The 26189-nt window shown below is 45.0% G+C and carries 20 protein-coding genes; 2 read left to right on the top strand and 18 right to left on the bottom strand.

Features of this window, described 5'->3' with window-relative positions:
* Positions 1 to 142: 142 nt before the first annotated feature.
* The 8 genes from IE130_RS05280 to IE130_RS05315 form a co-directional block, all read right to left on the bottom strand.
* Entirely contained in the window at positions 143 to 1753 is a 1611-nt protein-coding gene (locus IE130_RS05280; protein ID WP_189582797.1) for a carboxyl transferase domain-containing protein, read from the bottom strand.
* 276 nt (positions 1754 to 2029) lie between these two features.
* Positions 2030 to 3805, bottom strand: coding sequence for an AMP-binding protein (locus IE130_RS05285; protein ID WP_189582800.1), 1776 nt, complete (start codon positions 3803 to 3805; stop codon positions 2030 to 2032).
* Between the two features lie 349 nt (positions 3806 to 4154).
* Positions 4155 to 5921 carry an AMP-binding protein gene (locus IE130_RS05290; protein ID WP_189582802.1) on the bottom strand — a complete coding sequence of 589 codons (1767 nt, stop codon included), beginning with the start codon at positions 5919 to 5921 and terminating at the stop codon, positions 4155 to 4157.
* A 414-nt stretch (positions 5922 to 6335) separates the two neighbouring features.
* A complete protein-coding gene (locus IE130_RS05295) occupies positions 6336 to 7580 on the bottom strand; it encodes an NAD(P)/FAD-dependent oxidoreductase (RefSeq protein WP_189582804.1) in 1245 nt (414 codons plus the stop codon).
* Positions 7581 to 7795: 215 nt separating this feature from the next.
* A complete protein-coding gene (locus tag IE130_RS05300; RefSeq protein WP_037033768.1) occupies positions 7796 to 8527 on the bottom strand; it encodes an amino acid ABC transporter ATP-binding protein in 732 nt (243 codons plus the stop codon).
* A gap of 239 nt (positions 8528 to 8766) precedes the next feature.
* On the bottom strand, positions 8767 to 9438 hold the full coding sequence (locus IE130_RS05305; protein WP_189582818.1) for an ABC transporter permease subunit: 672 nt from the start codon (positions 9436 to 9438) through the stop codon (positions 8767 to 8769).
* Positions 9435 to 10181 carry an amino acid ABC transporter permease gene (locus tag IE130_RS05310; RefSeq protein ID WP_189582821.1) on the bottom strand — a complete coding sequence of 249 codons (747 nt, stop codon included), beginning with the start codon at positions 10179 to 10181 and terminating at the stop codon, positions 9435 to 9437. The genes IE130_RS05305 and IE130_RS05310 overlap by 4 nt, the downstream gene beginning before the upstream one ends.
* A 95-nt stretch (positions 10182 to 10276) precedes the next feature.
* Positions 10277 to 11245, bottom strand: a complete 969-nt coding sequence (locus IE130_RS05315) for a glutamate/aspartate ABC transporter substrate-binding protein (RefSeq protein WP_189582824.1) — start codon at positions 11243 to 11245, stop codon at positions 10277 to 10279.
* A 376-nt stretch (positions 11246 to 11621) separates the two neighbouring features.
* Here IE130_RS05315 and hslO point away from each other — a divergent pair, with 376 nt between their 5' ends.
* On the top strand, positions 11622 to 12602 hold the full coding sequence (gene hslO / locus IE130_RS05320; RefSeq protein ID WP_189582827.1) for an Hsp33 family molecular chaperone HslO: 981 nt from the start codon (positions 11622 to 11624) through the stop codon (positions 12600 to 12602).
* A 132-nt stretch (positions 12603 to 12734) separates the two neighbouring features.
* On the opposite strand, the gene IE130_RS05325 is transcribed toward hslO, so the two are convergent.
* The 10 genes from IE130_RS05325 to IE130_RS05370 form a co-directional block, all read right to left on the bottom strand.
* Complete coding sequence (locus IE130_RS05325; protein WP_189582830.1) at positions 12735 to 14219, bottom strand: esterase/lipase family protein; 1485 nt, start codon at positions 14217 to 14219, stop codon at positions 12735 to 12737.
* A gap of 235 nt (positions 14220 to 14454) precedes the next feature.
* Positions 14455 to 16659, bottom strand: coding sequence for a PhoX family protein (locus IE130_RS05330; RefSeq protein WP_189582833.1), 2205 nt, complete (start codon positions 16657 to 16659; stop codon positions 14455 to 14457).
* Between the two features lie 247 nt (positions 16660 to 16906).
* Positions 16907 to 17623 carry a fumarylacetoacetate hydrolase family protein gene (locus tag IE130_RS05335; protein ID WP_227676142.1) on the bottom strand — a complete coding sequence of 239 codons (717 nt, stop codon included), beginning with the start codon at positions 17621 to 17623 and terminating at the stop codon, positions 16907 to 16909.
* Positions 17624 to 17899: 276 nt separating this feature from the next.
* Positions 17900 to 18625 carry an ABC transporter permease gene (locus IE130_RS05340; protein WP_189582836.1) on the bottom strand — a complete coding sequence of 242 codons (726 nt, stop codon included), beginning with the start codon at positions 18623 to 18625 and terminating at the stop codon, positions 17900 to 17902.
* A 12-nt stretch (positions 18626 to 18637) separates the two neighbouring features.
* On the bottom strand, positions 18638 to 19372 hold the full coding sequence (locus tag IE130_RS05345) for an ABC transporter permease (RefSeq protein ID WP_010201853.1): 735 nt from the start codon (positions 19370 to 19372) through the stop codon (positions 18638 to 18640).
* A gap of 464 nt (positions 19373 to 19836) precedes the next feature.
* Positions 19837 to 20676 (bottom strand): ABC transporter substrate-binding protein, encoded by an 840-nt coding sequence (locus IE130_RS05350; RefSeq protein WP_373299637.1) that lies wholly within the window; start codon positions 20674 to 20676, stop codon positions 19837 to 19839.
* A 166-nt stretch (positions 20677 to 20842) separates the two neighbouring features.
* On the bottom strand, positions 20843 to 21781 hold the full coding sequence (locus tag IE130_RS05355; RefSeq protein ID WP_189582840.1) for a transporter substrate-binding domain-containing protein: 939 nt from the start codon (positions 21779 to 21781) through the stop codon (positions 20843 to 20845).
* A gap of 103 nt (positions 21782 to 21884) precedes the next feature.
* Positions 21885 to 22685, bottom strand: coding sequence for a transporter substrate-binding domain-containing protein (locus IE130_RS05360; protein ID WP_189582843.1), 801 nt, complete (start codon positions 22683 to 22685; stop codon positions 21885 to 21887).
* Between the two features lie 322 nt (positions 22686 to 23007).
* A complete protein-coding gene (locus IE130_RS05365) occupies positions 23008 to 23808 on the bottom strand; it encodes an ABC transporter ATP-binding protein (protein ID WP_010201862.1) in 801 nt (266 codons plus the stop codon).
* Between the two features lie 350 nt (positions 23809 to 24158).
* Positions 24159 to 24455, bottom strand: a complete 297-nt coding sequence (locus IE130_RS05370; RefSeq protein WP_189582846.1) for a hypothetical protein — start codon at positions 24453 to 24455, stop codon at positions 24159 to 24161.
* A gap of 392 nt (positions 24456 to 24847) precedes the next feature.
* Here IE130_RS05370 and IE130_RS05375 point away from each other — a divergent pair, with 392 nt between their 5' ends.
* A complete protein-coding gene (locus tag IE130_RS05375; protein ID WP_189582849.1) occupies positions 24848 to 26149 on the top strand; it encodes a glutamate-5-semialdehyde dehydrogenase in 1302 nt (433 codons plus the stop codon).
* Positions 26150 to 26189 lie beyond the last annotated feature (40 nt).

Consider the following 26189-nt stretch of genomic DNA (forward strand, 5'->3'; position numbering starts at 1 on the left):
TATATTTTTATGTAAATACTTAAACCAACGCTTGGTCAATCCATAATAATGTTAATACAAGGAAACCGAATGTAGATGTACAAATCGTACTTCAAATGAGGTTGATGCAGTAGTCGCTTATTATGGGAAGGCCTTAAAATTATTACATTCTAAAAACACCAAACGTCGTCTCTTCAATCGGTGCGTTATACGCAGCGCTCAATCCTAAAGCCAATACATGACGGGTATCAGCAGGGTCAATTACGCCATCATCCCACATGCGTGCGGTAGCATAATATGGATGACCTTGCTCTTCATACATTTCACGAATCGGCGCTTTAAATGCGGCTTCGTCTTCATCACTCCACGCCTCGCCTTTGCGGTCAAAATTATCACGTTTGACCGTTGCCAGTACCGATGCGGCTTGCTCGCCGCCCATCACAGAGATACGCGCATTTGGCCACATCCACAAGAAACGCGGGCTATAAGCGCGGCCACACATACCGTAGTTACCAGCACCGAATGAGCCACCGACAATGACCGTGAACTTTGGCACTTTTGCATTGGCGACTGCCATGACCATTTTGGCACCATGACGGGCAATGCCTTCGTTTTCGTATTTACGACCGACCATAAAGCCAGTGATGTTCTGGAGGAATACTAAAGGAATTTTGCGTTTACAGCACAGCTCAATGAAGTGTGTTCCTTTTTGCGCTGACTCACTGAACAAGATACCGTTATTAGCGATGATACCAACAGGCATCCCTTCGATATGAGCAAAACCACAAACCAACGTCGTACCAAAGCGTGCTTTAAACTCATCAAAGGCACTATCATCAACGACACGTGCAATTATTTCTTTGATATCAAATGGCTTGCGTTTGTCCGTTGGAATCACACCATATAGCTCTTTGGCGTCATAACGCGGCGGACGCGGTGTGATTTGATTAGGAATATTTTTCGCAGGGCGATTTAGATGACTAACGATATTACGTGCGATCGATAGCGCGTGGGTATCGTTTTGCGCTAGGTGATCGACCACGCCTGACAGTCGAGTATGCACATCGCCGCCACCTAAGTCTTCTGCAGTGACCTCTTCGCCAGTCGCTGCTTTGACCAGTGGCGGACCACCCAAGAAGATAGTGCCTTGCTCTTTGACGATAATAGATTCATCGCTCATGGCAGGCACATACGCACCGCCAGCGGTACAGCTGCCCATGACCACGGCAATCTGCGGAATACCCGCGGCACTCAGGTTAGCTTGGTTAAAAAAGATACGGCCGAAATGCTCTTTATCAGGGAATACATCGTCTTGATTCGGTAAGTTTGCGCCACCTGAATCGACTAGATAAACGCATGGCAGATGATTTTCTTGCGCAATCTCTTGTGCTCGCAGGTGTTTTTTGACCGTCATTGGATAGTACGTGCCGCCCTTTACTGTGGCGTCATTACAGACAATCATGCATTCAATACCATTGATACGGCCGATACCCGCAATCACGCCAGCCGCTGGAATCTCTTCGCCATACATATCATGTGCGGCCATCGGTGCCACTTCTAAAAATGGTGTACCCACATCAAGCAAACGCTCGACACGCTCACGTGGTAGCAACTTGCCGCGTGCTAGATGCTTGGCTCGTGCGCGCTCTGAGCCGCCTTGAGCGACTTTACGCAAGTGTACATACAAGTCATCGACTATCTCTTGCATCGCGGCACTGTTTTGCTGAAAGTCGCTTGAGTTTGGACTCAGTTTACTGGTTATGATAGCGCTCATGATATCCCTTTTTCTTTAATACGTAGATGCAAGTAGCTTTTTATGCAAATGATTCTAGCTACTGGTTATTTTAGTCTGGATTCGTATTCTTATTCGTATAGTCAGTTCAATTTATAATCGATACAGCGAGATTTGGGTGAATTTTTTGTAGTCTCTGTCGGCATAGGCACAGCAAGCTAGAAAAATTAATACAAGTCTCGCGTTATACCATAACGTATTTATTCCACTTGGTATCGACCATAACTTTTAATAAATTAGACATAATAGTCAGATTAACTATAATCCCAGCTCTTCTTTCATCTGCTCAATGATTTTATATTTCTGAATTTTGCCAGTGATGGTCATTGGGTATTCAGTGACAAAGCGATAGTAAGCTGGCACTTTATAATGAGCAATATGCTCACTACAGAATTGGCGTACTTCTTCTTCAGTCAAACAGCCAGATTCCTTAGGAATAATCCATGCAGCCAATACCTCGCCATACTTTTTATCAGGAATTCCGACGATTTGTACATCACGAATCTTTGGATGACGATAGAGGTAATTTTCAATTTCTACTGGATAGATATTTTCGCCACCGCGAATCACCATGTCTTTACTACGGCCAACGATTTTGACATAGCCATCTTCATCCATGGTTGCCAAATCACCCGTATGCATCCAGCCATCTTGGATGGCTTCGCGCGTTTTAAAGCGACTGCCCCAGTAGCCTTTCATTACTGAATAACCACGCGTGAGTAGCTCACCTGTTTCGCCCAGCGCCACGATTTCACCCGTTGCGGTATCGATTACTTTGACTTCAAGTGCAGGCTGTACCAACCCCACCGTCGATACTTGCTTATCAAGCGGCGTATGTTCATTGGTCTGGCAAGATACGGGACTGGTCTCTGTCATACCATATGCGATGGTAACTTCGCTCATGTGCATCTCATCAATGACGCGGCGCATGACTTCAATCGGACAGCTAGACCCCGCCATGATGCCAGTACGCAAAGTTGATAAATCAAAGTTTTCAAACTCAGGATGGTCGAGCTCAGCGATAAACATCGTTGGCACACCGTGCAGACCCGTACACTTCTCTTCTTCAACTGCTTGCAAGACTGTCAGTGGCTCGAAGCCATCGTTTGGATAAACGATACAACCGCCATGCGTGAGAATCGCTAAGTTACCAAGCACCATACCGAAGCAATGATAGAGTGGCACTGGAATACACAGCTTATCTTCTTCGGTGAGATTCATAGCCTCACCGATAAAGTAACCGTTGTTAAGAATATTGCGATGGCTTAAGGTTGCACCTTTTGGTGTACCAGTTGTACCACTGGTGAACTGTACATTGATGGCATCCGTATTTTTAAGCTGCGCCTGGCGCTCGGCAACACGGGGATCGTTGGCATCGCCTTCCGCCATCCATGCCGAGAACTTCTGCATAAAGCCGAACTCTTCATCAGAGTCTGGCTCATCAATCCAAATAATGCGCTCGATCGTCGGAATCTCAACCAAATCAAGCTGCGTATAGTCTTTATGATAAATCTCAGGGCACAGCTCGCGGATTAAACTGGCGTAATCACTGCTTTTGAAATGACGCATGAGCACAAGCGCCGAGCAGCCCAATTTATTCAGGGCATATTGCAGCTCAAAAGTACGATAGGCGGGATTGATATTGACGAGAATGACGCCAACTTTCGCGGTTGCCAATTGCATTAATAGCCATTCAGCATTGTTGTGTGACCAGATGCCGATACGATCGCCAATCTCAAGTCCCATCTCAATCATGCTACTGGCCAGCTGATTAACATGCTGCTGTAGCTCACGATATGTCCAGCGGATGTTTTGATGGCGCACGACCAGTGCTTCGCGCTCTGGATACTTGGATACGATAGCATCAAAAAAATCACCGATAGTCGCTTCAATCAGCGGCACATCAGGACCTTTGTCATAGCTTTGAGTTAGCGGTGCATTCGCTGAGCGTGCGCCCATGTTGATACTAGGAATATTATTTAAAATAGCATCGAAATCAACGTGAGTCGCATTCAAATCGGAATGTTGAGTCATAACGAGTCCTTTCGTTTTACTTTTTATAGTATTTATAGATAGTGCTTATTGATAGCCTGTGGGCAAGCTTTCTTCCTTGATCAGGTCTTACATAGCATTCAGCTACTATAACGCCATCAATGAAAGCGTGTCAACAATATCAATACAGTATGTATCATTTAATTAGTCATTAAATACTTGCACTTGGTAAAAGGTAGCATAGAATCATGGCAAATATTTGACATAAAAAAAACCAACCATACAATAGGTAGTATGGTTGGCCTCTTTAGCAATTAATGGCATCAATGCTTGATAGTTGCACTGCATAAGCCTTTCACACTGGATAATAGCTACTGCTCAAAATGCCAAATCACTCTAGACCCAACTCTTCAATCATTTGCTCAACGATTTTGTATTTCTGAATTTTTCCAGTCACGGTCATCGGATATTCATTGACGAAGCGAAAATAGGTCGGCACTTTATAATGAGCAATATGATCCTGACAGAACTGCTTTACCTCTTCTTCACTTAAGCTGTTCGGCTCTTTTTCAATAATCCACGCTGCAAGCACTTCACCGTACTTTTTATCAGGAACGCCAACGATTTGTACATCGCGAATCTTAGGATGACGATAGAGATAGTTCTCGATTTCTACGGGATAGATGTTTTCACCGCCACGAATAACCATATCTTTACTGCGCCCAACCACAGTGATATAGCCATCTTCGTCCATCACTGCTAAATCACCAGTATGCATCCAGCCATTAGAGATCGCGTCGCGTGTTTTAAATCGGCTGCCCCAATAGCCTTTCATGACTGCATAGCCATACGTGAGTAGCTCGCCCGTCTCGCCAATCGGGACGACATTGCCTGTTTCAGTATCGACAATTTTGACCTCAAGCGCTGGCAGCACCATTCCGACGGTAGAGACTCTTTTTTCGAGCGGGGTTTGTGAGCTGGTCTGACAAGACGCTGGACTGGTTTCGGTCATACCGTACGCAATAGTGACTTCGCTCATGTGCATCTTATCCATGACACGGCGCATGACTTCTATCGGACAGCTAGAGCCACCCATGACGCCTGTACGCAAGCTGGTCAAATCAAAACTATCAAAATCTGGATGATCAAGCTCCGCGATAAACATCGTCGGCACACCAAGCAAGGCGGTACATTTCTCCTCTTCGACCGTTTGCAATACGGTTAGCGGATCAAAACCATCATTAGGATAAACGGCGCAACCACCATGGGTTAAAATGGCTAAATTACCACCCACCATCCCAAAGCAATGATAAAGCGGTAATGGAATACACAGCCTATCATCGCAGGTCAGCTTCATTCCTTCGCCAAGAAAATAGCCATTATTGAGGATATTACGATGGCTTAAGGTGGCACCTTTTGGCGTACCTGTCGTCCCACTGGTAAACTGCACACTGATAGCATCGGTGTTCTTAAGCTGGGCTTGGCGCTCCGCTACACGAGGGTCGTTTGCATTACCCTCTGCCATCCAAGCAGAGAACTTTTGCATAAAATTAAAGTCCTCATCACTCTCTGGCTCATCAATCCAAATGATGCGTTCAATCGTTGGAATCTCAACCAAATCAAGCTGTTGATAATTTTTATGATAAATTTCAGGACATAGCTCGCGAATCATTTGCGTATAGTCGCTGCTTTTGAAATGACGCATCAATACCAATGCCGAGCAGCCCAATTTATTCAAAGCATATTGCAGCTCAAAAGTGCGATAAGCAGGATTGATATTAACGAGGATAACGCCGACTTTTGCCGTGGCTAATTGCATGAGCAGCCATTCAGCATTGTTATGCGACCAAATAGCGATACGATCGCCAATCTCAAGCCCCATCTCAATCATGGCACTCGCTAACTGATTGACCTTCTGCTGTAGCTCGCGATACGTCCAACGGATATTTTGATGGCGAGACACCAAAGCTTCACGCTCAGAATATCTATCAACAATCGCATCAAAGAAGTCTCCAATGGTCGCCTCAATCAGTGGCATATCAATGCCTTTATCATGGCTTTGGGTAAGTGGTGCATTTGCTGAGCGTGCGCTTATATCAACTTTTGGAACAGCATTGAGAATATTATTATTAATATCGAAATTGGTTAGCTGGGTCATAACGAGTCCTTTCGTTTTGCTATTTGGTGTTGGTCTTACTATACAGTTGCTTATGACATATCTATCTATAATCGTAGAAAGCAGAAATGCGCTACTAGCGTAAATACGATATTCTTCCTTGAATATTGTTTATCACTAGACATGATAGTTAAATCATACCTATCCAATATAGCGCCTTAAACAAAAGACTGTCAATCATATAGATACGGTATGTATCGATTATGATTGAGATAAAAAGCAAGATAGTCAAAGAAATCTAAAACAGCTACAAGGCAGCCGACCGCGGATTGTACATATAGTACCTCTAGGAAGGGTAACACCGTAGCGGTTTACTAGTTCGCTGACTATAGATATAAAAAAACCAGTGCTGCATTAAGATGGCAACACTGGCTATGATTTGTAATACTTTTACAATTATGCTTTAGGTATTACAGGTGCTTTGATCGTTACCGTTGCGCTGACAACCTCATTGTCGTCAAGCAAATCCATAATCAGCTCATCGTCGCTTTCTGTTTTAACTTGCCAATTACCCGTTGCTTGCGGTACACCCGTCACCATCACAGAGATGGCTTTATTTTTTAGGCGAATCATCGGTGGCTTATGCTCATAACCGCTGTGTTCATGACCTAAGATATCATCGGCAATAGTAGCAGCCTGCGCGCGTAATGGCGCAACATAACGACAAGCGACACCGTTGATAGACATACAGTCACCGATAGCATAAATGTGTGCTGCATTGGTACGCAATGTCGCTGCATCAGCCACGATACCAGTACGACGGTCGAACTCAACACCAGCAGCGGCAGGCAGCTTATCATCAACTGTTAGACCTGTACTGGCAATCACATGATCTACCATTAATGGTTCGATTGGCTCAGCAGTCGTACTGCCTGTCGCTGATGCTAGCGCCTCGTAACTGACCTGTAATTTTCCGTCACTGTCGCTACCATTGCTGCTATCACTGATACGAGTAATACCAGATACCTGACACCCTCCTAAGAAGTTAATCCCTTGTGACTTCACTGCTTGAGCGATACGAGCAGTCGCTTTTGGCGGTAGCATTTGTGAGAGTGGCGCATCGTTTAAATCAATGAGTGTCACCTGATGACCAGCTTTAAGTAAGTCCTCTGCAATCTCGGTCCCAACCATACCCGCACCGACGATGGCAACATGTTGACTGCCAGTGGCTAGCTTTTCTTGCAACTGTCCAAAGCGCTCAATATGATTGACATGCCAGACTAGATCCTCTGGCAAGCTTTTTGGGAAGATAGGATGCGCACCCATCGCTAGTACTAACTTGCCATAACTGATTGTGGCATAATCTGTGTTGGCTGGATCTGAGCGCTGTGCAGAGACTAGCTGCAACTGTTGAGTGGTCGTGTCAACATCCGTTACTTGCGTATTGGCAAGTAGCTTAACACTTGCAGCTTCTGCGGCATCAACGCCAGTGGCTCTTACCAAGTCTGCCGCACTTTTTTTTTGGCTAATGGCCATCGTCAGCATTGGTTTATGGTAACGATCGCCGCTATCAGCTGTTACCAACGTAATCGGAATGTCTTTATCTTTTGCACGAATGGCATCAATCACATGCCAACCTGCCAAACCTGCACCAATGATAACAATACTGTTGTTTGATACTTCTGAGTTTTCAGCGCTCATATTAGCTCCAATATAAATAAGAGATTATTTTAGTTGTTAGAATATTGACCGCTATTGTATCAGTAAACAGCTATTCACTCATCTACTCACTTATGTAACCAATCATATCGATATCACCATGAGATGCATCAAGTTATCACGCACAAAAAAAGCGCCTATTCGTTAATAGACGCTTTATATTTCATAGAGCTACATAATAAGAGCTACATAAATGGTTAGTGATTCAAAATCTTCGACAAGAACTGCTGTGCTCGCTCACTTTTCGCGCCTTCAAAAAACTCATCCTTACTACAGTTTTCTACAATATGACCTTCATCCATAAAGATAATACGATTGGCTACTTGACTAGCAAAGCCCATTTCGTGCGTCACACACATCATCGTCATGCCATCACGAGTCAGCTCTACCATGACATCAAGCACTTCTTGAATCATCTCAGGATCGAGTGCTGAGGTTGGCTCATCGAACAACATCGCTATGGGATCCATCGCAAGCGCACGCGCAATGGCAACTCGCTGCTGTTGACCACCTGATAGTTCCGCAGGATATTTATTGGCTTGAACCGTTAGGCCGACGCGATCTAGATACGCCATCGCCTTTTTCTTGGCCTCGCTCTCTTTACGACCCAATACTTTAATTTGTGCGACCATTAAATTATCGATGATGGTCAAGTGAGGGAATAGCTCAAAATGCTGAAACACCATGCCGACACGGCTACGTAGCTTCGGTAAGTTGGTTTTTGGATCACCGACAGAGATGCCGTTGACCATGATATTGCCTTTTTGAAAAGGCTCTAGCCCATTCACGGTCTTGATCAAGGTTGATTTACCGCTACCTGATGGACCACAGACCACGACGACATCGCCTTTGTGGACGTGAGCGGTACAGTCAGTCAGTACCTGAAAGTCGCCGTACCACTTGCTAACGCTATCTATCTCAACGACCATCTCACTGCTAGCATGACCACTATTTGTGACCAGTCCACCAAAGTCATTTGTAAACGTTTTAGCATCATTCATCATTGGCTCCTAGCCTTATTCTTACTCTTGCCCAATTGCAGTCGTGCAAAATATATTAATAATTAACGCAGTTAAATTTTGAAAGAGTTAGAGCCTATTAAATGAGATCAGATAACCATGTTCAGATAACCATGCATTGATCGACTCTAACGCTTAACAGTCCTTTATTAAAACCTTAACCTTTTCTGTACGCGTTGTACGCCTACCGAAGCCGCCAAGCTCAAGACAAAATACACCGCGCCAGCTCCTAAGATGTAAGGCGTCAATAGTCCCATTAGCTCACCACGTACGTATGCCGCTCGGAAGAAGTCGGTCAGACCAATAGCGAACACCAAAGTCGTATCTTGGAATAAGATAATACATTGCTGCAAAATCAATGGCAGCATTTTGCGAAAGGCTTGTGGCAAAATCACCAAACGCATCGTCTGCCCATAAGTCATGCCTAACGCTTTAGCCGCATTAACCTGTCCACTACCGATAGATTGAATACCCGCACGAACGACTTCTGAGAAGTAAGCCGCTTCGAACATCATAAAGGCGACCACACAAGAGGCAAAGGCCGCATCTAGTTGTAAATACTTACCCGCCACCCAAAAATAAATCATCGGTACGGCAAAGTAGAACCACAGTAGCACTAACAGTAGTGGTACCGATCTAAAATAATTAACATATAGCTTAGCGGGAATCTCTAATGCTTTGATACCTGATAAACGCATGAGCGCCAATACGGTACCTAAGCTGATACCACCGACAATAGCCAAAAATAGGACTTTTAGCGTGGTAATCATGCCACCCATTAAGCCTGGATAAGCGGTCGCAAGTTCGGTCATCATACTCATTTCTGACTCCCTGCGATAAGCCCTGGTACTCTTAATTTACGTTCGATTAGACCCATAATAGCGATGAGTGAGAGATTAAAGACGAGGTAAATAATCGTCGCATAAGTATAAATCTCAAGGCTATTCTGTGTGTATTCGCTGATGGTTTTGGTTTGACTGATGAGCTCCATGACACCAACTAGTGAGGCGACAGAGGCGTTCTTAAAACAGTTGGTCAGCTCAGAGCTAAGCGGCGGTAAGATAATACGGAATGCTTGTGGTAGCAGTACTTGCTTGTAAGCTTGTGGAATAGTAAAGCCTAGCGCATACGCTGCATTTATCTGTCCTTTTGGTAGCGACTCGATACCCGTACGTACTTGCTCGACGATACGTGCTGCTGTGAATAAGCCAAGCCCAATACTCGCTGAGAGCATCGCGGATGTATTCGGCGATAGATCTCTAAACCACCATTCTTGTAGCGCTGGCGTCAACCAACCAGGTGCCACATAAAACCAAAAAAATAGCTGCACGAGCAGCGGAATATTACGAAAAAAAGTCACATAGGCGGTGCCAATGCGACGAGCTGTTTTGTTAGGTAAGGTACGCATAATACCGAAGACAGTACCGACGACCATAGCAATGGTCCAAGCAATACTACCAATCAGTAATAACCAACCAAGACCAGTAATCATCCAGTGGATATAGAGCTCGTTGCCAATACCCGTATGCTCAAAGAGCACACCCCAGTTCCAGCTATAATTCATGATTGTCTCTCCGAACAGCGATTGAAAAACTTACGTATCAGATGAGCGATAAGTTCGATCTGAACACGTAAGCAAGCTAGATTGAAGGACAAATACTACTGTGCTGCTACTTTAGGCTGATCGCTATCATGTGGATTGGCGATAAGTGCTTTTAGGTTGTCTGACATCTCAAAGTTCAAGTTGACGTTCTTTGGTGGAATTGGGTTTAGGAACCACTTGTCATAGATGCTATTGATTTCGCCTGAGCTAAAGGTTTTGTTCAGCGCGTCGTTTACGACTGTTTTGAATTCAGGATCGTCTTTACGCATCATACAACCATAAATTTCAAATGATTGCGGTGTACCAACGATAACCCATTCATCAGGATTTTTAGCTTTGGCTTTTTCGCCTGCTAGCAATACATCATCCATCATAAAGGCATCAGCACGGCCACTTTCTAACATCAAGAAACCTTCGCCATGATCTTTAGCAGAGATGATATCGGTATCCATTTTTTTCTCGTCATTGTACTGACGAATATAACGCTCTGACGTCGTACCAGCGGTAGTCACCAGTCGCTTACCTTTTAGGTCTTCAAAGTCTTTGATACCAGAGTCTGCTTTGGTCAATAGACGTGTACCAATCTCAAAGAAACCATTAGAGAAAGCCACTTGCTCTTGACGCTCGACATTATTGGTTGTTGAACCACACTCGAAGTCGACCGTGCCGTTTTGAACCAAAGGAATACGAGTTTGTGAGGTGATCAGGTTATAACGAACTTCTAGATCTGGCATGTTGAGTTTTTCTTTAATACCCTCAACCACTTTCATCTCTAGATCATGTGCATAGCCCATAGGTTGGTTAGGATCATCGGCAACATATGAAAAAGGAATAGAAGAGTCACGATAGCCGACCACGATAGTGCCAGAATCTTTAATTTTTTGTAGCGTACCGTTCATAGTCTCTGACGTCGCTGCATCATCTGCTGGCGCATCGGTAGTGGTCTCGCTGCTGTTGCTACAGCCTGTTAGGCCCAATGCCATTAACACAGCTAAAGTCAACGGTTTGGAAAATGAGTAGGTCATGAAATACATCCTTTTATCACAAGATTAAATGAGTGCTTGGACGACATAGGTCTGGCTGACCTGACTGCCCCGCATCCGTACGGTTGTTGCTATTGTTTAACACAATGCAACTTAATGTTACTGTACAACAAATTCACGGTAGAGGGTGATTTTTTTTTGAGGGAAGTGTTATTTTGGAATCTATTTATTTTTTGGTTAAAACTCGATGGCTCACAGCTATTACACCACCACAGAGGTTCACAGATATCTGACGAGTCTATAAGGGCACTTATCGATCACTATTACCCGTAAGTGATAAAACAGTATGGTAACTGTGATTGATAAATCAGCAGTAATCCCCATAAAGCTAACAACTTCTTAATACTATAAATGACTTATGACACAAGATACTCAAGTCCCAAATACGGACAGCCAAACTGCTGGCAATCATGGTGACAACGACGTACGCCAACGTTTTTTTATTGAAGATTCGCCTGTACGCGGTGATGTGGTACGCCTATCACGCAGCTATGCGAGCACGATTGCCCAAAAGCCCTACCCTGAAGCCATTAAACGCCTATTGGGCGAGATGTTGACGGCAGCGAGTTTGCTTATCAGTACGGTTAAAATAAACGGTCGCCTGTCTATTCAGTTGCAATCATCAGACAGCGATAGCCTGCTGAATTGGGCGATGGCAGAATGCGATCAAGACGGTATCATCCGTGCGCTTGCCAGCTGGAAAAGCGAGACCGATGAGCAAGTGCAAGCTTGGAATGATATGACCCATGCCAAAGAAGCCTTTGCTGAGCTGGGCGCAACTGGACAAGGCGTCTTGTTTATCAACATTCAGCCTGAAGGTGGTGAGCCGTACCAAGGTATCGTCGAGCGTAGTCATGACAACTTGGCAGACTGCTTGGCACATTATCAGAAGCAATCTGCACAGATTCCGACGTTGATTAACCTCGCATCTGACGGCTTGCAAGCGGGCGGTATATTGGTACAAATGCTACCGCGTACGGCTGAAGAAACGGCTGAAGTCGAGCAAAATGAAGATGCTGGTATTGATGATGATTTATGGACGCGTCTGAGCGTTTTGACACGCACAGTCAAGGCGGAAGAGCTAACCACACTGGATGCTAACGAGATTCTATATCGCTTGTATCACGAAGAAAACATCGTCGCACCCGACCCTGCTCCCCTAGCATTTGGTTGCACCTGCTCGCGCGAAAAATGCGAGATGGCAATCGAACAAATTGGTGAAGCAGAGGCTTTAGACATCGTCGAAGAGCAAAACGGTACGTTTGAGATGGATTGCGGATTTTGCGGTGAAGTCTATAAGTTCAATAAAGATGATGTAGCAGCGATATTCGCTGAGTAAGTTTTTCATCACTATGGATTAGCCTTTATAGAAATAAAAAACCCCTCAAGTGTGATGCTTGAGGGGTTTTTGTTTTTGAGACGCCGTATATTTTATAACCTCAAATGCTGTAAAAATTTAAGACAATAACCTCTACACTGCCACATCTAAACTTCTAGGGTAAGAATATATGCGCGTTCTACCAGCATAGTCACTTCGTCCATTATCGAGCAACCATTCAACGACTTGCTCACGCACCCTTCTACTATGAATTAAGTTCATATGATTGACGCCATAAAATATTGCTTTGTGACCGTCTGGTACAAACAAAGCATGCTCGGCATCATCCTCGCCCAGCGCTGATGCGACCGATACCAAGCTGTCCCCTAGCAAATCTGTCACTTTAGACTCGTAATGCGTCTCGATCAAAGCACTGGCGACAAAATAGGTTTTGATACCACTTGGCAACCGTGCAGGGTGACGAAAGTCTTGCGGCAGCACATTACGACCTTCTAGAGAATTCCAGTCAGCATCACGAATACTACCATGACGCAGATCAATGATACCCGCACTACGCATATCACCAAGCTTGGCAAGCGAGCCTGCAAATGGCAGCTTGGCGATGATGTCTTGCACATAATTACCGATACGCTCCAGCACGGCGCCATGATGCGGCGAGCCTAGCGTGATGAGATTGCCCACTCGTTTTATCCAGTCTAGGCGCTCTTGCTCGCCATAAAACAGCGCGCTACGAGAGACCAAGCCGCCCATACTATGACCGATCAAATCTATCTGACTGATATTGGGGTTATTGTCGACCAAGTCTTGTAATAATTGACAGAATTTACGACCGCTGCGTGAGATACGTCTGCCTGTATTGTAGTCCAAGTACAGAACCGTGGTATCAGGCTGACTGGTATGAATGGCCGCGCCTAAGTCATTATTTTCTTGAGCTTGCCAGCTTAAGTGACTCATACATAGACCATGGCACAAAATAGCGACACGCCCTGATAGCGTTTCGCGTTGTAGATTGCCGTCTCTGTCGTATAGCACCATCGGAACAGCAAGCGCATTGTCATTATTAACGAGGTGATCACCCATGACGCCATTGATGACATTGACCAATTTCTTTAAAGAATCCGGCAATGGTCGTGAGCTTTTTTGATCGATCGCCCTTTTATAGATGCGTAGCACTGATGCGAGATTATTACCAACCATCAGCATAATATGGCGTATCGTCCCATAGATGCGTCCAGTGATACCACGTTGCCAATTGTTAACATTGCCTTCGTTAAAACGCCCTAGAGGACGCAAAATAACCTCACGGTGGATGGCTTCTACGATGTCAGTGACTTCAACCACACCCATCGTCGCCAGTTGGGCTAAGCCCTCAAAAAAATCAGCCAGAGAGACAGGCTCACGCGGCGTCGTCACATTATTATCATCTGCCAACAATTTGACCAGCTCATCGACATCGATGGCTTCAAGTTGATCTATTTGCTCGTACAAATCACCGTGCAGCGGCGGCATGTTATCGTCTGAGACGAAATGCGCCTCAAGTTCATGACGGGTGCGGGCATTACTGTAAGCGCTATCAGGGATAACACTATCAGCATAAGATAAATTTGGACGATTCATAATATTGAAACATTCAGCAAAGGGGATAGTTTTACATACTATCCTTTAAATGAGACAAATAGAAGGGAAATGATTTGACTTTCGGGTACGTTTCTTAGCAAATAACTTAATAATTTTATAAAGATAGGCCTTAGATGATGTCATTGATCTCATAAAACAAAAAAATCCCAAGCCATTACTTGGGATTTTTTAGACTGATTAATTTTTTATAAATCTGCTATATAGTGTTAATTGTTTATATAAATGACTCGGCCAGTATGACATCGCCATCCTCGCGCGTAATCATAACCGTAGCTGAGCGCGGCGTCTTGCCGCCAGCAATAGCACCCCATGTATTGCCAGGATGTTGAATATTGATAAATAACGTTTTGAAGTCTGGGGTCATGGTAATACCCGTCACTTCGCAGCCTTCGGGACCAACGAAAAAACGTTTGATATTGTCATCACTAGCAAGCATGCCGACTGGCGTTTGTTGCCCAGCCGAAGTGGTGGTCAGCGCACCATCACTCACCTTGCCCGGTAGCGCCGCCAGTAACATGCAGTTCGTGGTATCGGTATAAGCACCATCATCGGTCTGAATCCACAACACGCCACGTGGGTCAAAGTACAGGCCATCTGGCGAAGACAAATCATTGCTGGCATTTAACTGCGATAAATTCTCTGCGGACAAACCACTAGGCGCAGCAAACAGATAAATATCCCATTCAAAGGTCGTTGCCGCATGATCGCCGCCCGCTTCTGCCCAGCGGATGATATGCCCATTGTCATTGCCACGCGCTTTGCCACCTGCTTCATAGCTGCGCGGATTGGACGCTGAAACGGGCTGGTCGTCACGCTCGCCGCGATATTTATTATTGGTCAAGGTCACGTATACCTCGCCAGTCATGGGGCTGACTGACACCCATTCAGGTCGATCCATCTTGGTTGCACCTAGCGCGTCAGCAGCAGCACGGGCAAAGATTAAAACCTCATCCTGTCCATTGAAAGGCAGGTCGCGATTAGAAGCGTCCAGTCCATTTTGACCATGAATCAGTGCCTTCCATTCACCTCGACCATTTTCATTAAAGGTTGCAACGTAGAGCGTGCCTTCATTCATATACTTGTCGCCAGCTTTTAGGCCGCCACCGATATCCGAATTTGACCATGTGGCTTTGGATACAAACTTATAAATATATTCACCGCGAGCATCATCACCCATATAAAAGACCACGGGCTTGCCTTGCTCAACAGGCGCATAGGCACAGTTTTCATGAGCAAAACGCCCCAGTGCGGTACGTTTTTGAGGTACAGATTTTGAGTCAAATGGGTCGATTTCTGTGATATAACCAAAGGTATTAAAACCATTGCGGTAATCATCGGCAGCGCTTGCCCCAACAGCGGTCATGTCCCAACGTGAGAATTCGTCAGGGATTTTGGCGTCTTTGGCCTCTGGTGTGTGCCACAGATACTCCCAACCCGGAAAATTCTCCATAGCCCCGTAGCGTTCGCGCCCGTAGTTGTACCCAGCGCTCAATTGACTGGCATCTTGTCCACGCGCAAATACACCTAGGAAGTTCTCTTCGGTGGTCAGATACGTGCCCCAAGGCGACAATCCTGCACCGCAGTTATTATTGATGCCACGAGTCTGAAGGCCTGTCGGATCAAATTTGGTCTTGACCAAATCAGAACCAGCGACAGGACCAGCTAACTGCGCGGTCGTACTGCTGGTAATACGGCGATTGTATTTTGAATCAGCCACCATCTCATAGCCCGTACCGTCAGCACGTCTACTCATCTCGACCACCGCAACGCCATGGCAATTGACCTCTCGGCGCACATCGCTAGCAAGGCGACGATTTTGAAATATCGGGGCGGCAGTATCATCTTGGGTCACATAGTAGCCAAACGGACTCAATTCGTTACTATTCACGTATTCATGATTCATGACCAGCAGGCCATTGTCTGACGCTTTAGCATCATACGCACCGCCTTTCTTACCAAAGAACCACATGCCATCATGGTTGTCACCCATGCGCCATTCGAACGACTCGGCAGACTGCTCACGATTGTCTTTCCACTCATCGATACCAGAAATCAGTGGTGTACCCAGTGGCAATATCATCTCCGCTTTGTAGCCTTCAGCGACGCTCATCGTTTCGGCAGTGGAGTGTGCCACTGCGGTAAACTTCAAAGCTTCCGGACGCTTGAGATCACCCTGTGCAGGAATAGCAGCATTGTTGCCTGCGCTATTATTGACAGTATTATCGTCATCATCGTCACTACAGCCGACCAACGGTAACGCGCCAAAAAAAGCGGCTGCCGTCAATCCTGTGCCACCTTTTAAAATACTGCGGCGGTTCAAGCGGCGGCTAATAATGGTTTGAAAGTCGATATTATCGCTAGGGTTAGAGTCCTCAACGACTTCGTGGGCAAGCAGTTGCTTATTATTCAATACTGTCATTATCAGTCACCTTGCTGTTAGGCTGGATTGGCGTAAAAAAGCTCGTTGCGGCTGTATTTTGTCCGCCACAACAATACGAATTACACTTAAGTCTACTGAGCATTTATGACAGTACGTTGAAAGCTAGATGACAATTTGATGACAAGCTTTCTGATGATAAAATTTTACGGCAACAGATAAAACAAAAAATCCCAAGCGTTAACTTGGGATTTTTGATACTTGATACTTGATACTAATCTTAGCAAGTTTATTGCACTTGCGCCTGCCATTCATGCGCGTCCAATTTTAGCATGAGCTTATCGCCTGCGTGCAATATGCCAACGCCACTTGGCGTACCTGTCATAATCACATCGCCTGCTTGTAAGCTAAAGGCATGACTGATATTTGCCAATAATTCATAAACTGGAAACAACATCAAAGCGCTATCGCCGTCTTGCTTCAGCGTATCATTAATGGTCAACTGATAATGCACCTCAGTAAAATCACCGAACGCTTGCGGATCGATCCAGTCGGCGAGTACACAAGCACCGTCGAAACACTTGGCACGCTCCCATGGATGACCTTTTTCTTTTAGCTCAGTTTGCAAGTCACGCAAGGTCAAATCCAGTCCCAATGTCACCCCGCCGATCGCTTGCTGTGCTTGCTCAATCGTCGCGGCTGATAGGTCTGCCGATAGCTGAACACATAGTTCCGCTTCATAATGCGTATCGCCAAATACTTCTGGATTTGGGCGGATAACGCCTTGACGAATAGAAACCACCGCAGAGGCTGGCTTCATAAATAGCATGGGCGCGGCTGGCACTTCGTTGCCCAATTCGTGAGCATGAGCGGCGTAGTTACGACCAACGCAGACGACCTTTCCGATGGGCGCGCGTAAGCTCTGATTGGCATTCTCAGCGCTGTCATCATCATTGACACTTGCGGCAATGGCATTGACTAAAGACATATGTGGTGATTGGCTCATAATAGGGCGGTTCCTCAATTCAAGTGATTGTATCTAAATGGGCTAAAAATGGCTAAAGTTTGTCAAACATCGTCAAATAGCTGATTAATATCACGATATTATTTGCGCTATTTTCCTCGTTTGACGGCAACTTATCTCATTTTTAGCCCATTTTTAAAATGAGGACACGCCCCAGGCTCTCACAGCAAAATTATCAGATTGTATTAGCAAATTCAGCACTATCTAGCATAACGTTAGCGTTAAATCGTTTCAATAATAAGCCATCTGGACAAATAACTAAGGAATCGTATTGGTCATCACATCTGGTGGCACATAGCTGGCATGACGGTTCATTCTTTTTTCAAACAGTCTAAAGCTAAATAAGATCACCCATGACAATAACAAATAGACGATACCAGCCGCAAAGAACAACTCCATTAAGGTATAAGTACGCGCACTAATCGTACGAGCAACACCCGTGATATCCATCAAGGCAATGGTGGATGCAAGCGCACTACCCTTTAGCATAAAGATAACTTCGTTACTGTAGGCTGGAATCACAATACCAAAAGCACGCGGCAGGGTAACACGTGTCAGTTTTTGCCATTTTGACATGCCAATCGCATCGGCCGCTTCTAGCTCACCAATAGGAATGTTTTGAATCGCACCGCGAATGATTTCTGCCAAATAGGCACTGGTGTTGAGCGTAAAGGCAATAATAGCGCACCAATAGGCTTTGCTCAGTACCGGCTCCCATAAGAACGAATCACGTACCGCTTCGAACTGACCAAGACCATAATAAATCAAAAATATCTGCACCAGCAGCGGTGTGCCACGGAAAAAGAAAATATACAGAAAAGGAATTATCTGTACCACCCAGCTTTTAGACAGTCTTAACAAAGCTAAAACCAAACCAAAGAGCAGCCCGATAACACCTGATATTATCACTAGTTGAACGGTCAAAACCGCGCCGCCTAGTAAGTCAGGGATATGCTCAAAAATAACCTGCCAATTCCAATCCATAGTATCTCTCCTCTACCCTATGGTCGATTGACGTTGAACGGATTGACGGCTCAGCTTTTTGGCATAGCGCGCCGCTGGATTGGCACGCCATTCAAGCCACATCATAAAGCCCGTAATCAGCATGGTTAAACCCAAATAGATAATCGCCGCCGCCATATAAAAAGTAAACGGCTGCTGTGTTGACTGCGCTGCGCGCGAGGACTGATACATGATATCTTTGAGACCAACCACCGATACCAATGCCGTGTCTTTAAGCAACACCAAAAACAAATTGCCCAATCCTGGCAAAGCAATTTGCCAGACTTGCGGCAAAGTAATGCGATAAAAAGTCTGAAAAGGACGCATGCCAATCGCTTGCGCCGCTTCACGTTGCCCTATCGGAATCTCTTGAATCGACATGCGAAAAATTTCAGTCGCATAAGCACCAAAAGCAATCGACAATGCCATGACACCGCCCCAAAACGCACTAATCTCGACATAGTCGTTATAGCCGAACTTTTTGAGAATGCTCATCAGCAGTATAGAACCGCCATAATAGATAAACAGTACCAAAAGTAGTTCAGGAATCCCGCGCATCGTGGCGGTATAGACAGTCGCAAGCTTACGTAGCAGCCAAATATTCGACAGCTTCGCTGTGGCACCGAGCAGACCAAAAAACATACCGATGACCAAACTGGTCATGGCAAGTTGTATGGTGACGGTAGCGCCGCTTAATAAAAGCGCACCAAATCCTTGTAAATCAAACACAATTATCCACTCAGTCTCTTTATATTAGCAATGTTAGCAAAATATGAGTTAAAAGGATCAGCATCAATAGCTGAGCGCGGCCTAAAACCGTATCTTATATCAAATTGATACGGACAACCTAGTTAATAGCACAAAAAAAATATTTACACGATTATAGACGCGGTAATTGACACAGTAAAAATGAGCGCTGATTTTATCATACTCGCTGGACGCTATGTTAATACTGACACGTAAAAGCGCGCTCTAAATAGCTACTTATCCCTGCAAGAAGAAGAAAAATAAGCGAGATTTGACCAAAGTTGACAGTCGATAACCATTTAAACAACAGGAGGTCTTAATAACACTCAAATAACGGTATAAAAAACATAAGGCACTTCGCCAGCAAATAAAAAAGGACATTGCCATGATGGCGATGTCCTCGTTATTCATACTGCAATAGCGAATAGCACCATGATAGCAAATGGTTATTGCGCTGTGCTATCTGCTGCTGGTTGCTCAGTGTTTTCTACTGTCGCTGCACTGGTGCTGGCGGCTGATACAGTAAAGTATTTTTGATTGATTTTGTCGTAAGTACCATTGGCTTTTAGATTGGCTAATGATTCATTGAATTTCGCTTGTAGCGGATCGCCTGGGCGTACGGCTATGGCAAAATTATCATTGATATCAATCTCTTCACCTTTTAGCACATAGTTACTGCCTGATGGTGAGCTGAGCCATTCTATGGCTGGCAGTTTGTCAGATATCATCGCATCGACGCGACCTGAACCTAAGTCTAAGAACGCATTACTCAAGGTATCATAGAGCTTCATATTGGCTTTTGGATAGGTATCCTCTAACCACTGTGATGAGATAGTCGAGCGCTGCGCGGCAATAGAGTGCGCATTGATATCATCGCTATTGCTTGGATTAAAGCTACTGTCTTTTTTAGCCAAAAAAACCAAGGCATTGCTAAAATAAGAATCCGTAAAACTCACTTGCTGCTCGCGTTCAGGTGTCACCGACATCGCCGCGACGATGGCATCATATTTACCAGCCTTGAGGCCAGGAATAATACCATCCCAATCTTGAGCGACAATCTCGCAAGTGACTTTCATATCGTCGCAGATAGCATTTGCTATATCTACATCGAAACCACCCAGTGTGCCATCTGCATTGGTATAGTTAAAAGGGGCATACGCGCCTTCAGTACCAATACGTAATACTTCTTTTGTATCAGCAGCGGTGGCCTCGGTAGCTTCTGAACTGCTATCGTCAGCACTATCTTGACTATTGCTACAACCCGCTAACATAAAGACCGATACCATGCCCAGTAGCGACATTGACCAGCGGCTGGTCGTTACCAGTTTTTTGACTGGGGCACAAGTCATACTGCTGGCTGGAACAAGATAGTTGCTCATGATCATCCTTGATTTTTATATTAGAAAAACAACTTCGTAAAACAATGCTTGCCTGATACAGGCAAGCCTCGTATTAGTTGGTCGCGGCTTCTGTTTGCTCTTCTTCAGCAATCATCGCATTGGCATCGACATTGCCTTCGTCAACAACGACTACTTGCTCAACACTGCCAATAGCAGTCGCTTTTTGCGCGGCAGCCGTAGTGCTGGTGCCAAAATAACTGCCAGTGATTTGATCATAGGTGCCATTGGCTTTTAGCTCGGCCAACGCTGCATTAAACTTGGCGACTAATGGATCGCCTTTACGGAAGGCAATACCCATGGCATCATCGTTGGTGCTGATTTCTTGGCCTTTGACTTCGTAGTCTTTACCTGCTTCAGTTTTTAACCAGTCGATACCCGTTACTTTATCCGACATCATCGCGCGCACACGACCTGAGGTCAGATCCAGATAGGCATTGTCTTGAGTGTCATAAAGCTTGATATCAGCATTGTCATGTTCATCTTGTAGATATTGCGAGGCAACCGTTGAACGCTGTGAAGCGACTGGCTGACCTTCGAGACCTTCTACGCTGATATCATCACCTTTTTTACCGATTAAGATGATACCACTGTGAAAATAAGGGTCGCTAAATTCTACGACTTCTTTGCGTTCAGGGGTGATTGACATACCAGCGATGGTTGCATCAAACTTCTGTGCGTTCAGTCCTGGAATCAGACCATCCCAATCTTGCGAGATAACTTCACATTCTGCTTTCATTTGTGCACATAATGCGTCAACCAACTCAATCTCATAGCCAATCAGTTTGCCATCGGCATCTGTGTAGCTAAAAGGCTTATAGCTTGATTCGGTCGCAATTTTGATATTCAAAGGCGTATCGCTCGCTGCATCCGCTTCGGCACTGTCTGCTGGTGCTGAGCTATTATTACACCCCGCCAGCATTAGCATTGCTGCGCTTAGCGGCGCAAGCCACAAAGCTTTCTTAGTCATTGATGATGTCATTGAAATTGTCATACCTATTGTTCCTTAATATAGTTACCAGCCGTGTATTAACCCACTACTCGTTGATCGATACTGATTAATCAACGCACTTTCTTGCAAGCTCATTTATCAACGCTTACTGACCGAAGTTGATTTGCTCAAGACGTGCCAGCTCACCGTTACTACGGATTTCGCTAAGCGCTTTGTTGAAGTCGTCTCTGAGTGGGTCGTCCTTACGGACGGCAATGGCAATATTATCGTCATTGTCAATTTCGTCACCAACAACACCGAAACCTTCTGGATTGTCTGCTAACCATGATTTGGCTGAGACTTTTTCAGCCAATACTGCGTCACTACGTCCAGATTTTAGATCCAAATAGGCATTGTCATAATTATCATAAAGCTTAACGGTGTTGCCATCTTTGCCTTCATAATTATCTTGTAGATACGCACCAGGCGTCGTTGAGCGTTGACCGCCAAGCGTTAGGCTTTTGATCGAAGTAGGATCAAAGCTGCCTTTGGTATCGGTCAGCCATACCATGGTATTGGCGAAGTAAGGCTCACTGAAATCAACTTTTTCTTGACGCTCAGCAGTGATAGACATACCAGCGACCACAGCATCATATTTTTGTGCCAATAGCCCCGGAATAATACCGTCCCAATCTTGGGCAACGATTTCGCATTTGGCCTGCATTTGGTCACATAAGGCATTAGCAACGTCGATATCAAAACCTGCCAACGTGCCATCGGCATTGGTATAGTTAAAAGGAGGGTAAGCGCCTTCAGTTGCGATACGAATGGTCTTGCCAGCCGTTTCTGCCGCGGGTGCATCAGCGTTGGCACCAGCTGTTTCATCGGCAGGCTGACTACAAGCACTCAGCATTAATGCTGCAGTGACGGTCATCGATGACCATAATAGGCGAGAATTAGACATCATACATTCCTTAAATTCTAATGGGTTTTATAGGCGAGAATTAGACATCATACATTCCTTAAATTCTAATGGGTTTTAATGTAGGGCTCTGATATTTTGTTCTCTGACTTCCCTGCCAGACAAGAAATATAGATAGCAGAAGATACAAGCAGCCGTCATTATTGACCGCCTGTAAGCCTTTTGATAATACCTGAGTAAAATATCAAAAACAAACGTTTTGCATACCGACTGTTATTATTGGGTAATAAATAGCTAACGACAATTACCAATCAGAAAGTTGAGTGGCATGAGCGATATGTCATAAAAGATAGTCCACAATAAGCGGCTAACTGTTTTGACGATGCGATGCCATAAAGTCTTTGACACGCTCAGAGGTAGGATTGTCAAAAATTTGTTCGGGCGTACCCATCTCTTCAACGACTCCTTGATGTAAGAATACGACTTGGCTAGACACTTCGCGGGCAAAACGCATCTCATGCGTGACGATCAGCATCGTGCGCCCTTCTTCTGCTAACTCACGCATGACTGCCAGCACTTCATTCACTAGCTCAGGGTCTAAGGCGGACGTTGGCTCATCAAATAACAATACCCGTGGCTGCATAGCAAGGGCACGGGCAATGGCGACACGTTGACGCTGACCACCAGATAGATTGGCAGGGTAAGCATCTTTTTTGTCAAGTAAACCCACTTTATCAAGCAGCTGCTCGGCATCACTGATCGCTTGATCTTTTTTAATCTTTAAAACTTGCGTTGGCCCTTCGATGATGTTTTGCAAAATCGTTTTGTGCGGCCACAAGTTGAAGTTCTGAAAGACGAAGCCCACACGCGCACGCAAACTCTCCAGTTGCTTGATATCTGAGGCTTGTAGCTCACCTGATTTGCCAGGCTTTAACATCAGCTCTTCATTACCGATGATAATGCGACCTTGATTGGGCTTTTCAAGCAAATTAATACAGCGCAATAAGGTGGATTTTCCAGAGCCAGAAGAGCCCAAAATAGAGATCACATCACCATCATAGGCAGTGAGCGATACCCCTTTTAGCACTGCCAATGAGCCATAGCTTTTATGGACGTCTTGTAGATCTAAGGCGATAGGACGAGTCGGGTTTTTTGCAGTATCAAGCATGGTTCAGCAGGCTTCCAATATATATGAGTGAGAACGAAAATAAAAAACAGCATCGTATAGAGTATAAAGCAATGCCTTACATACCACCTTAATAGGATAGCGCGATGGCTAAGACACCATAAGAGAGGTATTGTCTCCTATAATGCAGAGAAAACGCAAACTTTGCGCAGCATTAGCTCATGAATCGTCCAATCGACTGCTGGCACAAAAAAAGCCCAAACCGCATTTAGGTGCTGAGCTTTATTTTATCACTTTAGTGTACTAGGCGTTGTTTTATCTGATGGTAACCTCGCATCTTAAATAGTGTTTATTGATAGTGTTTATTAATAGTATTTATCGATAGCCTGCGATTAGTACGTTGAAACATGCTCTGAGCTTTCAGTACCATCCAATACTTCTGCATCATCTGCGGTTGCTACTGCCACATCATCATTTGCACCAACAGCCATGCCATCATCGGCACTTGCAATGGCAATATCGTCAGAGCTACTTACAGTCGCGCTCTCCTCTACTGCTGTTTGTGCATCTACTGCCGGTTCAGTTTCCATTGGTGACTCATCTTTTTTGCCGCAAGCACTTAACGCCAGTGCCCCTGCGACCAGCCCAACTGTCAGCCAGCTTTTATATGCATATTGTTTAGTAGCCATGTCAATTCTCCATTATCTATGGTCTTTTGATTCAACACTATCTATCGATAGCGTTACTGTCTTAGTGCTTACTATACTGACGATACATCACGGCTACCTTAGTATTTACAGCACATTTCTGTTAAAGACACGTAAAGATAGAGTAGTGTATTGATAACAGTTATCCAATAAGAAACGCAGAATAAGACGAACAAAACAGCACCAGATAAGTCCTCATAAGCGCTTTGTAAAGCGGGCTCTGTTCACAAAATCATCTTTACTATCGCCTCAATCTCCTCTATGTTAAATAGCATAATGCCATATGGGCATCCAAAGCTGCTTTTTTTGCTAAATTTTCGCCTCTTTAGGCGCTTTTATCTATTTAGAACATGTATCACTATAAGGAAAAATTTATGACTCAATCAAACATCACAGACGTTACCACCTATATGCAATCTGTTGGTAAGCAAGCACGCGCGGCATCACGTGCCCTTGCAGCAGCCAATACGAGCGACAAAAACACCGCCCTTATGTCAATCTATGACGTATTGCTAGAGGCGAAAAAAGATATTTTGTCTGCCAATAAAATCGATATGGATAACGGTCGAAAGAACGACTTAGACGCCGCCCTACTTGACCGTCTAGAGCTAAACGATGCGCGCTTCGATGGTATGTTACAAGGTCTAAAAGACGTATCGGCGCTACCTGATCCTATCGGCGAAGTCACCGACATGACTTACCAACCATCGGGTATTCATTTGGGCAAAATGCGAGTACCACTCGGCGTGGTCGGTATGATTTATGAGTCGCGTCCTAACGTAACACTAGAAGCCGCCTCTTTAGCCTTAAAATCAGGCAATGCGATTATCTTGCGCGGTGGCTCTGAAGCTTTTGAATCCAATCAAGCAATCGCCAAATGTATCTTAGAAGGTCTAAAAAAAGTCGGACTGTCTGAGCACAGTGTGCAGGTATTGCAAACGACTGATCGCGCTGCTGTCGGCGAGCTGATTACGATGACTGATTATGTTGATGTCATCGTCCCACGCGGCGGTAAAGGTTTGATTGAGCGTATCAGCCGTGATGCCAAAGTCCCTGTGATTAAGCATTTAGACGGTAACTGCCACACCTTTATTGACAGTGATGCCGATCCTGAGATTGCTATCAAAGTCAGCGTCAATGCCAAAACGCATCGCTATGGCACTTGTAATACCATGGAGACACTATTGGTCGATGAATCAGTCGCGGGTGAGTTATTACCAAAAATTGCTGAAGCCATCATTCAAGCCGATGATGCCATGCAACTGCGGCTCGATGACAAGTCGCAAGCCATCTTGAATGACAATGCTGCGCTCAAGGGTCATCTATCTGCCGCAACTGCTGAAGACTGGGATACCGAATATTTAGCCCCTATCTTGGCGGTAAAAGTCTTGTCAGGTATCGACGAAGCCATCGAACATATCAATACCCATGGCAGCCATCATACCGATGTCATCATTACTGATAACTATACCAAGTCGCAACGCTTCATCCGTGAAGTCGATTCTGCCAGCGTCATGATTAACGCCTCTAGCCGCTTTGCTGATGGTTTCGAATATGGTCTAGGTGCTGAGATTGGTATCTCAACGGATAAAATCCATGCGCGCGGTCCTGTGGGTCTCGAAGGTCTGACTTCACAAAAATGGATCGTTTATGGTCATGGTGAGACACGCGCTTAGCTTATGGCGTCCCACCCTATCATCTACCGTTTAACTTAAC

The organism is Psychrobacter glaciei (assembly GCF_014652895.1).
GTDB lineage: Bacteria > Pseudomonadota > Gammaproteobacteria > Pseudomonadales > Moraxellaceae > Psychrobacter > Psychrobacter glaciei.

Bases quoted from the DNA above. Each gene is read 5' to 3' on its own strand.
- IE130_RS05280 (WP_189582797.1), bottom strand. From the start codon at position 1,753: ATGAGCGCTATCATAACCAGTAAACTGAGTCCAAACTCAAGCGACTTT.
- IE130_RS05285 (WP_189582800.1), bottom strand. From the start codon at position 3,805: ATGACTCAACATTCCGATTTGAATGCGACTCACGTTGATTTCGATGCT.
- IE130_RS05290 (WP_189582802.1), bottom strand. From the start codon at position 5,921: ATGACCCAGCTAACCAATTTCGATATTAATAATAATATTCTCAATGCT.
- IE130_RS05295 (WP_189582804.1), bottom strand. From the start codon at position 7,580: ATGAGCGCTGAAAACTCAGAAGTATCAAACAACAGTATTGTTATCATT.
- IE130_RS05300 (WP_037033768.1), bottom strand. From the start codon at position 8,527: ATGGTCGTTGAGATAGATAGCGTTAGCAAGTGGTACGGCGACTTTCAG.
- IE130_RS05305 (WP_189582818.1), bottom strand. From the start codon at position 9,438: ATGAGTATGATGACCGAACTTGCGACCGCTTATCCAGGCTTAATGGGT.
- IE130_RS05310 (WP_189582821.1), bottom strand. From the start codon at position 10,181: ATGAATTATAGCTGGAACTGGGGTGTGCTCTTTGAGCATACGGGTATT.
- IE130_RS05315 (WP_189582824.1), bottom strand. From the start codon at position 11,245: ATGACCTACTCATTTTCCAAACCGTTGACTTTAGCTGTGTTAATGGCA.
- hslO (WP_189582827.1), top strand. From the start codon at position 11,622: ATGACACAAGATACTCAAGTCCCAAATACGGACAGCCAAACTGCTGGC.
- IE130_RS05325 (WP_189582830.1), bottom strand. From the start codon at position 14,219: ATGAATCGTCCAAATTTATCTTATGCTGATAGTGTTATCCCTGATAGC.
- IE130_RS05330 (WP_189582833.1), bottom strand. From the start codon at position 16,659: ATGACAGTATTGAATAATAAGCAACTGCTTGCCCACGAAGTCGTTGAG.
- IE130_RS05335 (WP_227676142.1), bottom strand. From the start codon at position 17,623: ATGAGCCAATCACCACATATGTCTTTAGTCAATGCCATTGCCGCAAGT.
- IE130_RS05340 (WP_189582836.1), bottom strand. From the start codon at position 18,625: ATGGATTGGAATTGGCAGGTTATTTTTGAGCATATCCCTGACTTACTA.
- IE130_RS05350 (WP_373299637.1), bottom strand. From the start codon at position 20,676: ATGGTATCGGTCTTTATGTTAGCGGGTTGTAGCAATAGTCAAGATAGT.
- IE130_RS05355 (WP_189582840.1), bottom strand. From the start codon at position 21,781: ATGACAATTTCAATGACATCATCAATGACTAAGAAAGCTTTGTGGCTT.
- IE130_RS05360 (WP_189582843.1), bottom strand. From the start codon at position 22,685: ATGATGTCTAATTCTCGCCTATTATGGTCATCGATGACCGTCACTGCA.
- IE130_RS05365 (WP_010201862.1), bottom strand. From the start codon at position 23,808: ATGCTTGATACTGCAAAAAACCCGACTCGTCCTATCGCCTTAGATCTA.
- IE130_RS05370 (WP_189582846.1), bottom strand. From the start codon at position 24,455: ATGGCTACTAAACAATATGCATATAAAAGCTGGCTGACAGTTGGGCTG.
- IE130_RS05375 (WP_189582849.1), top strand. From the start codon at position 24,848: ATGACTCAATCAAACATCACAGACGTTACCACCTATATGCAATCTGTT.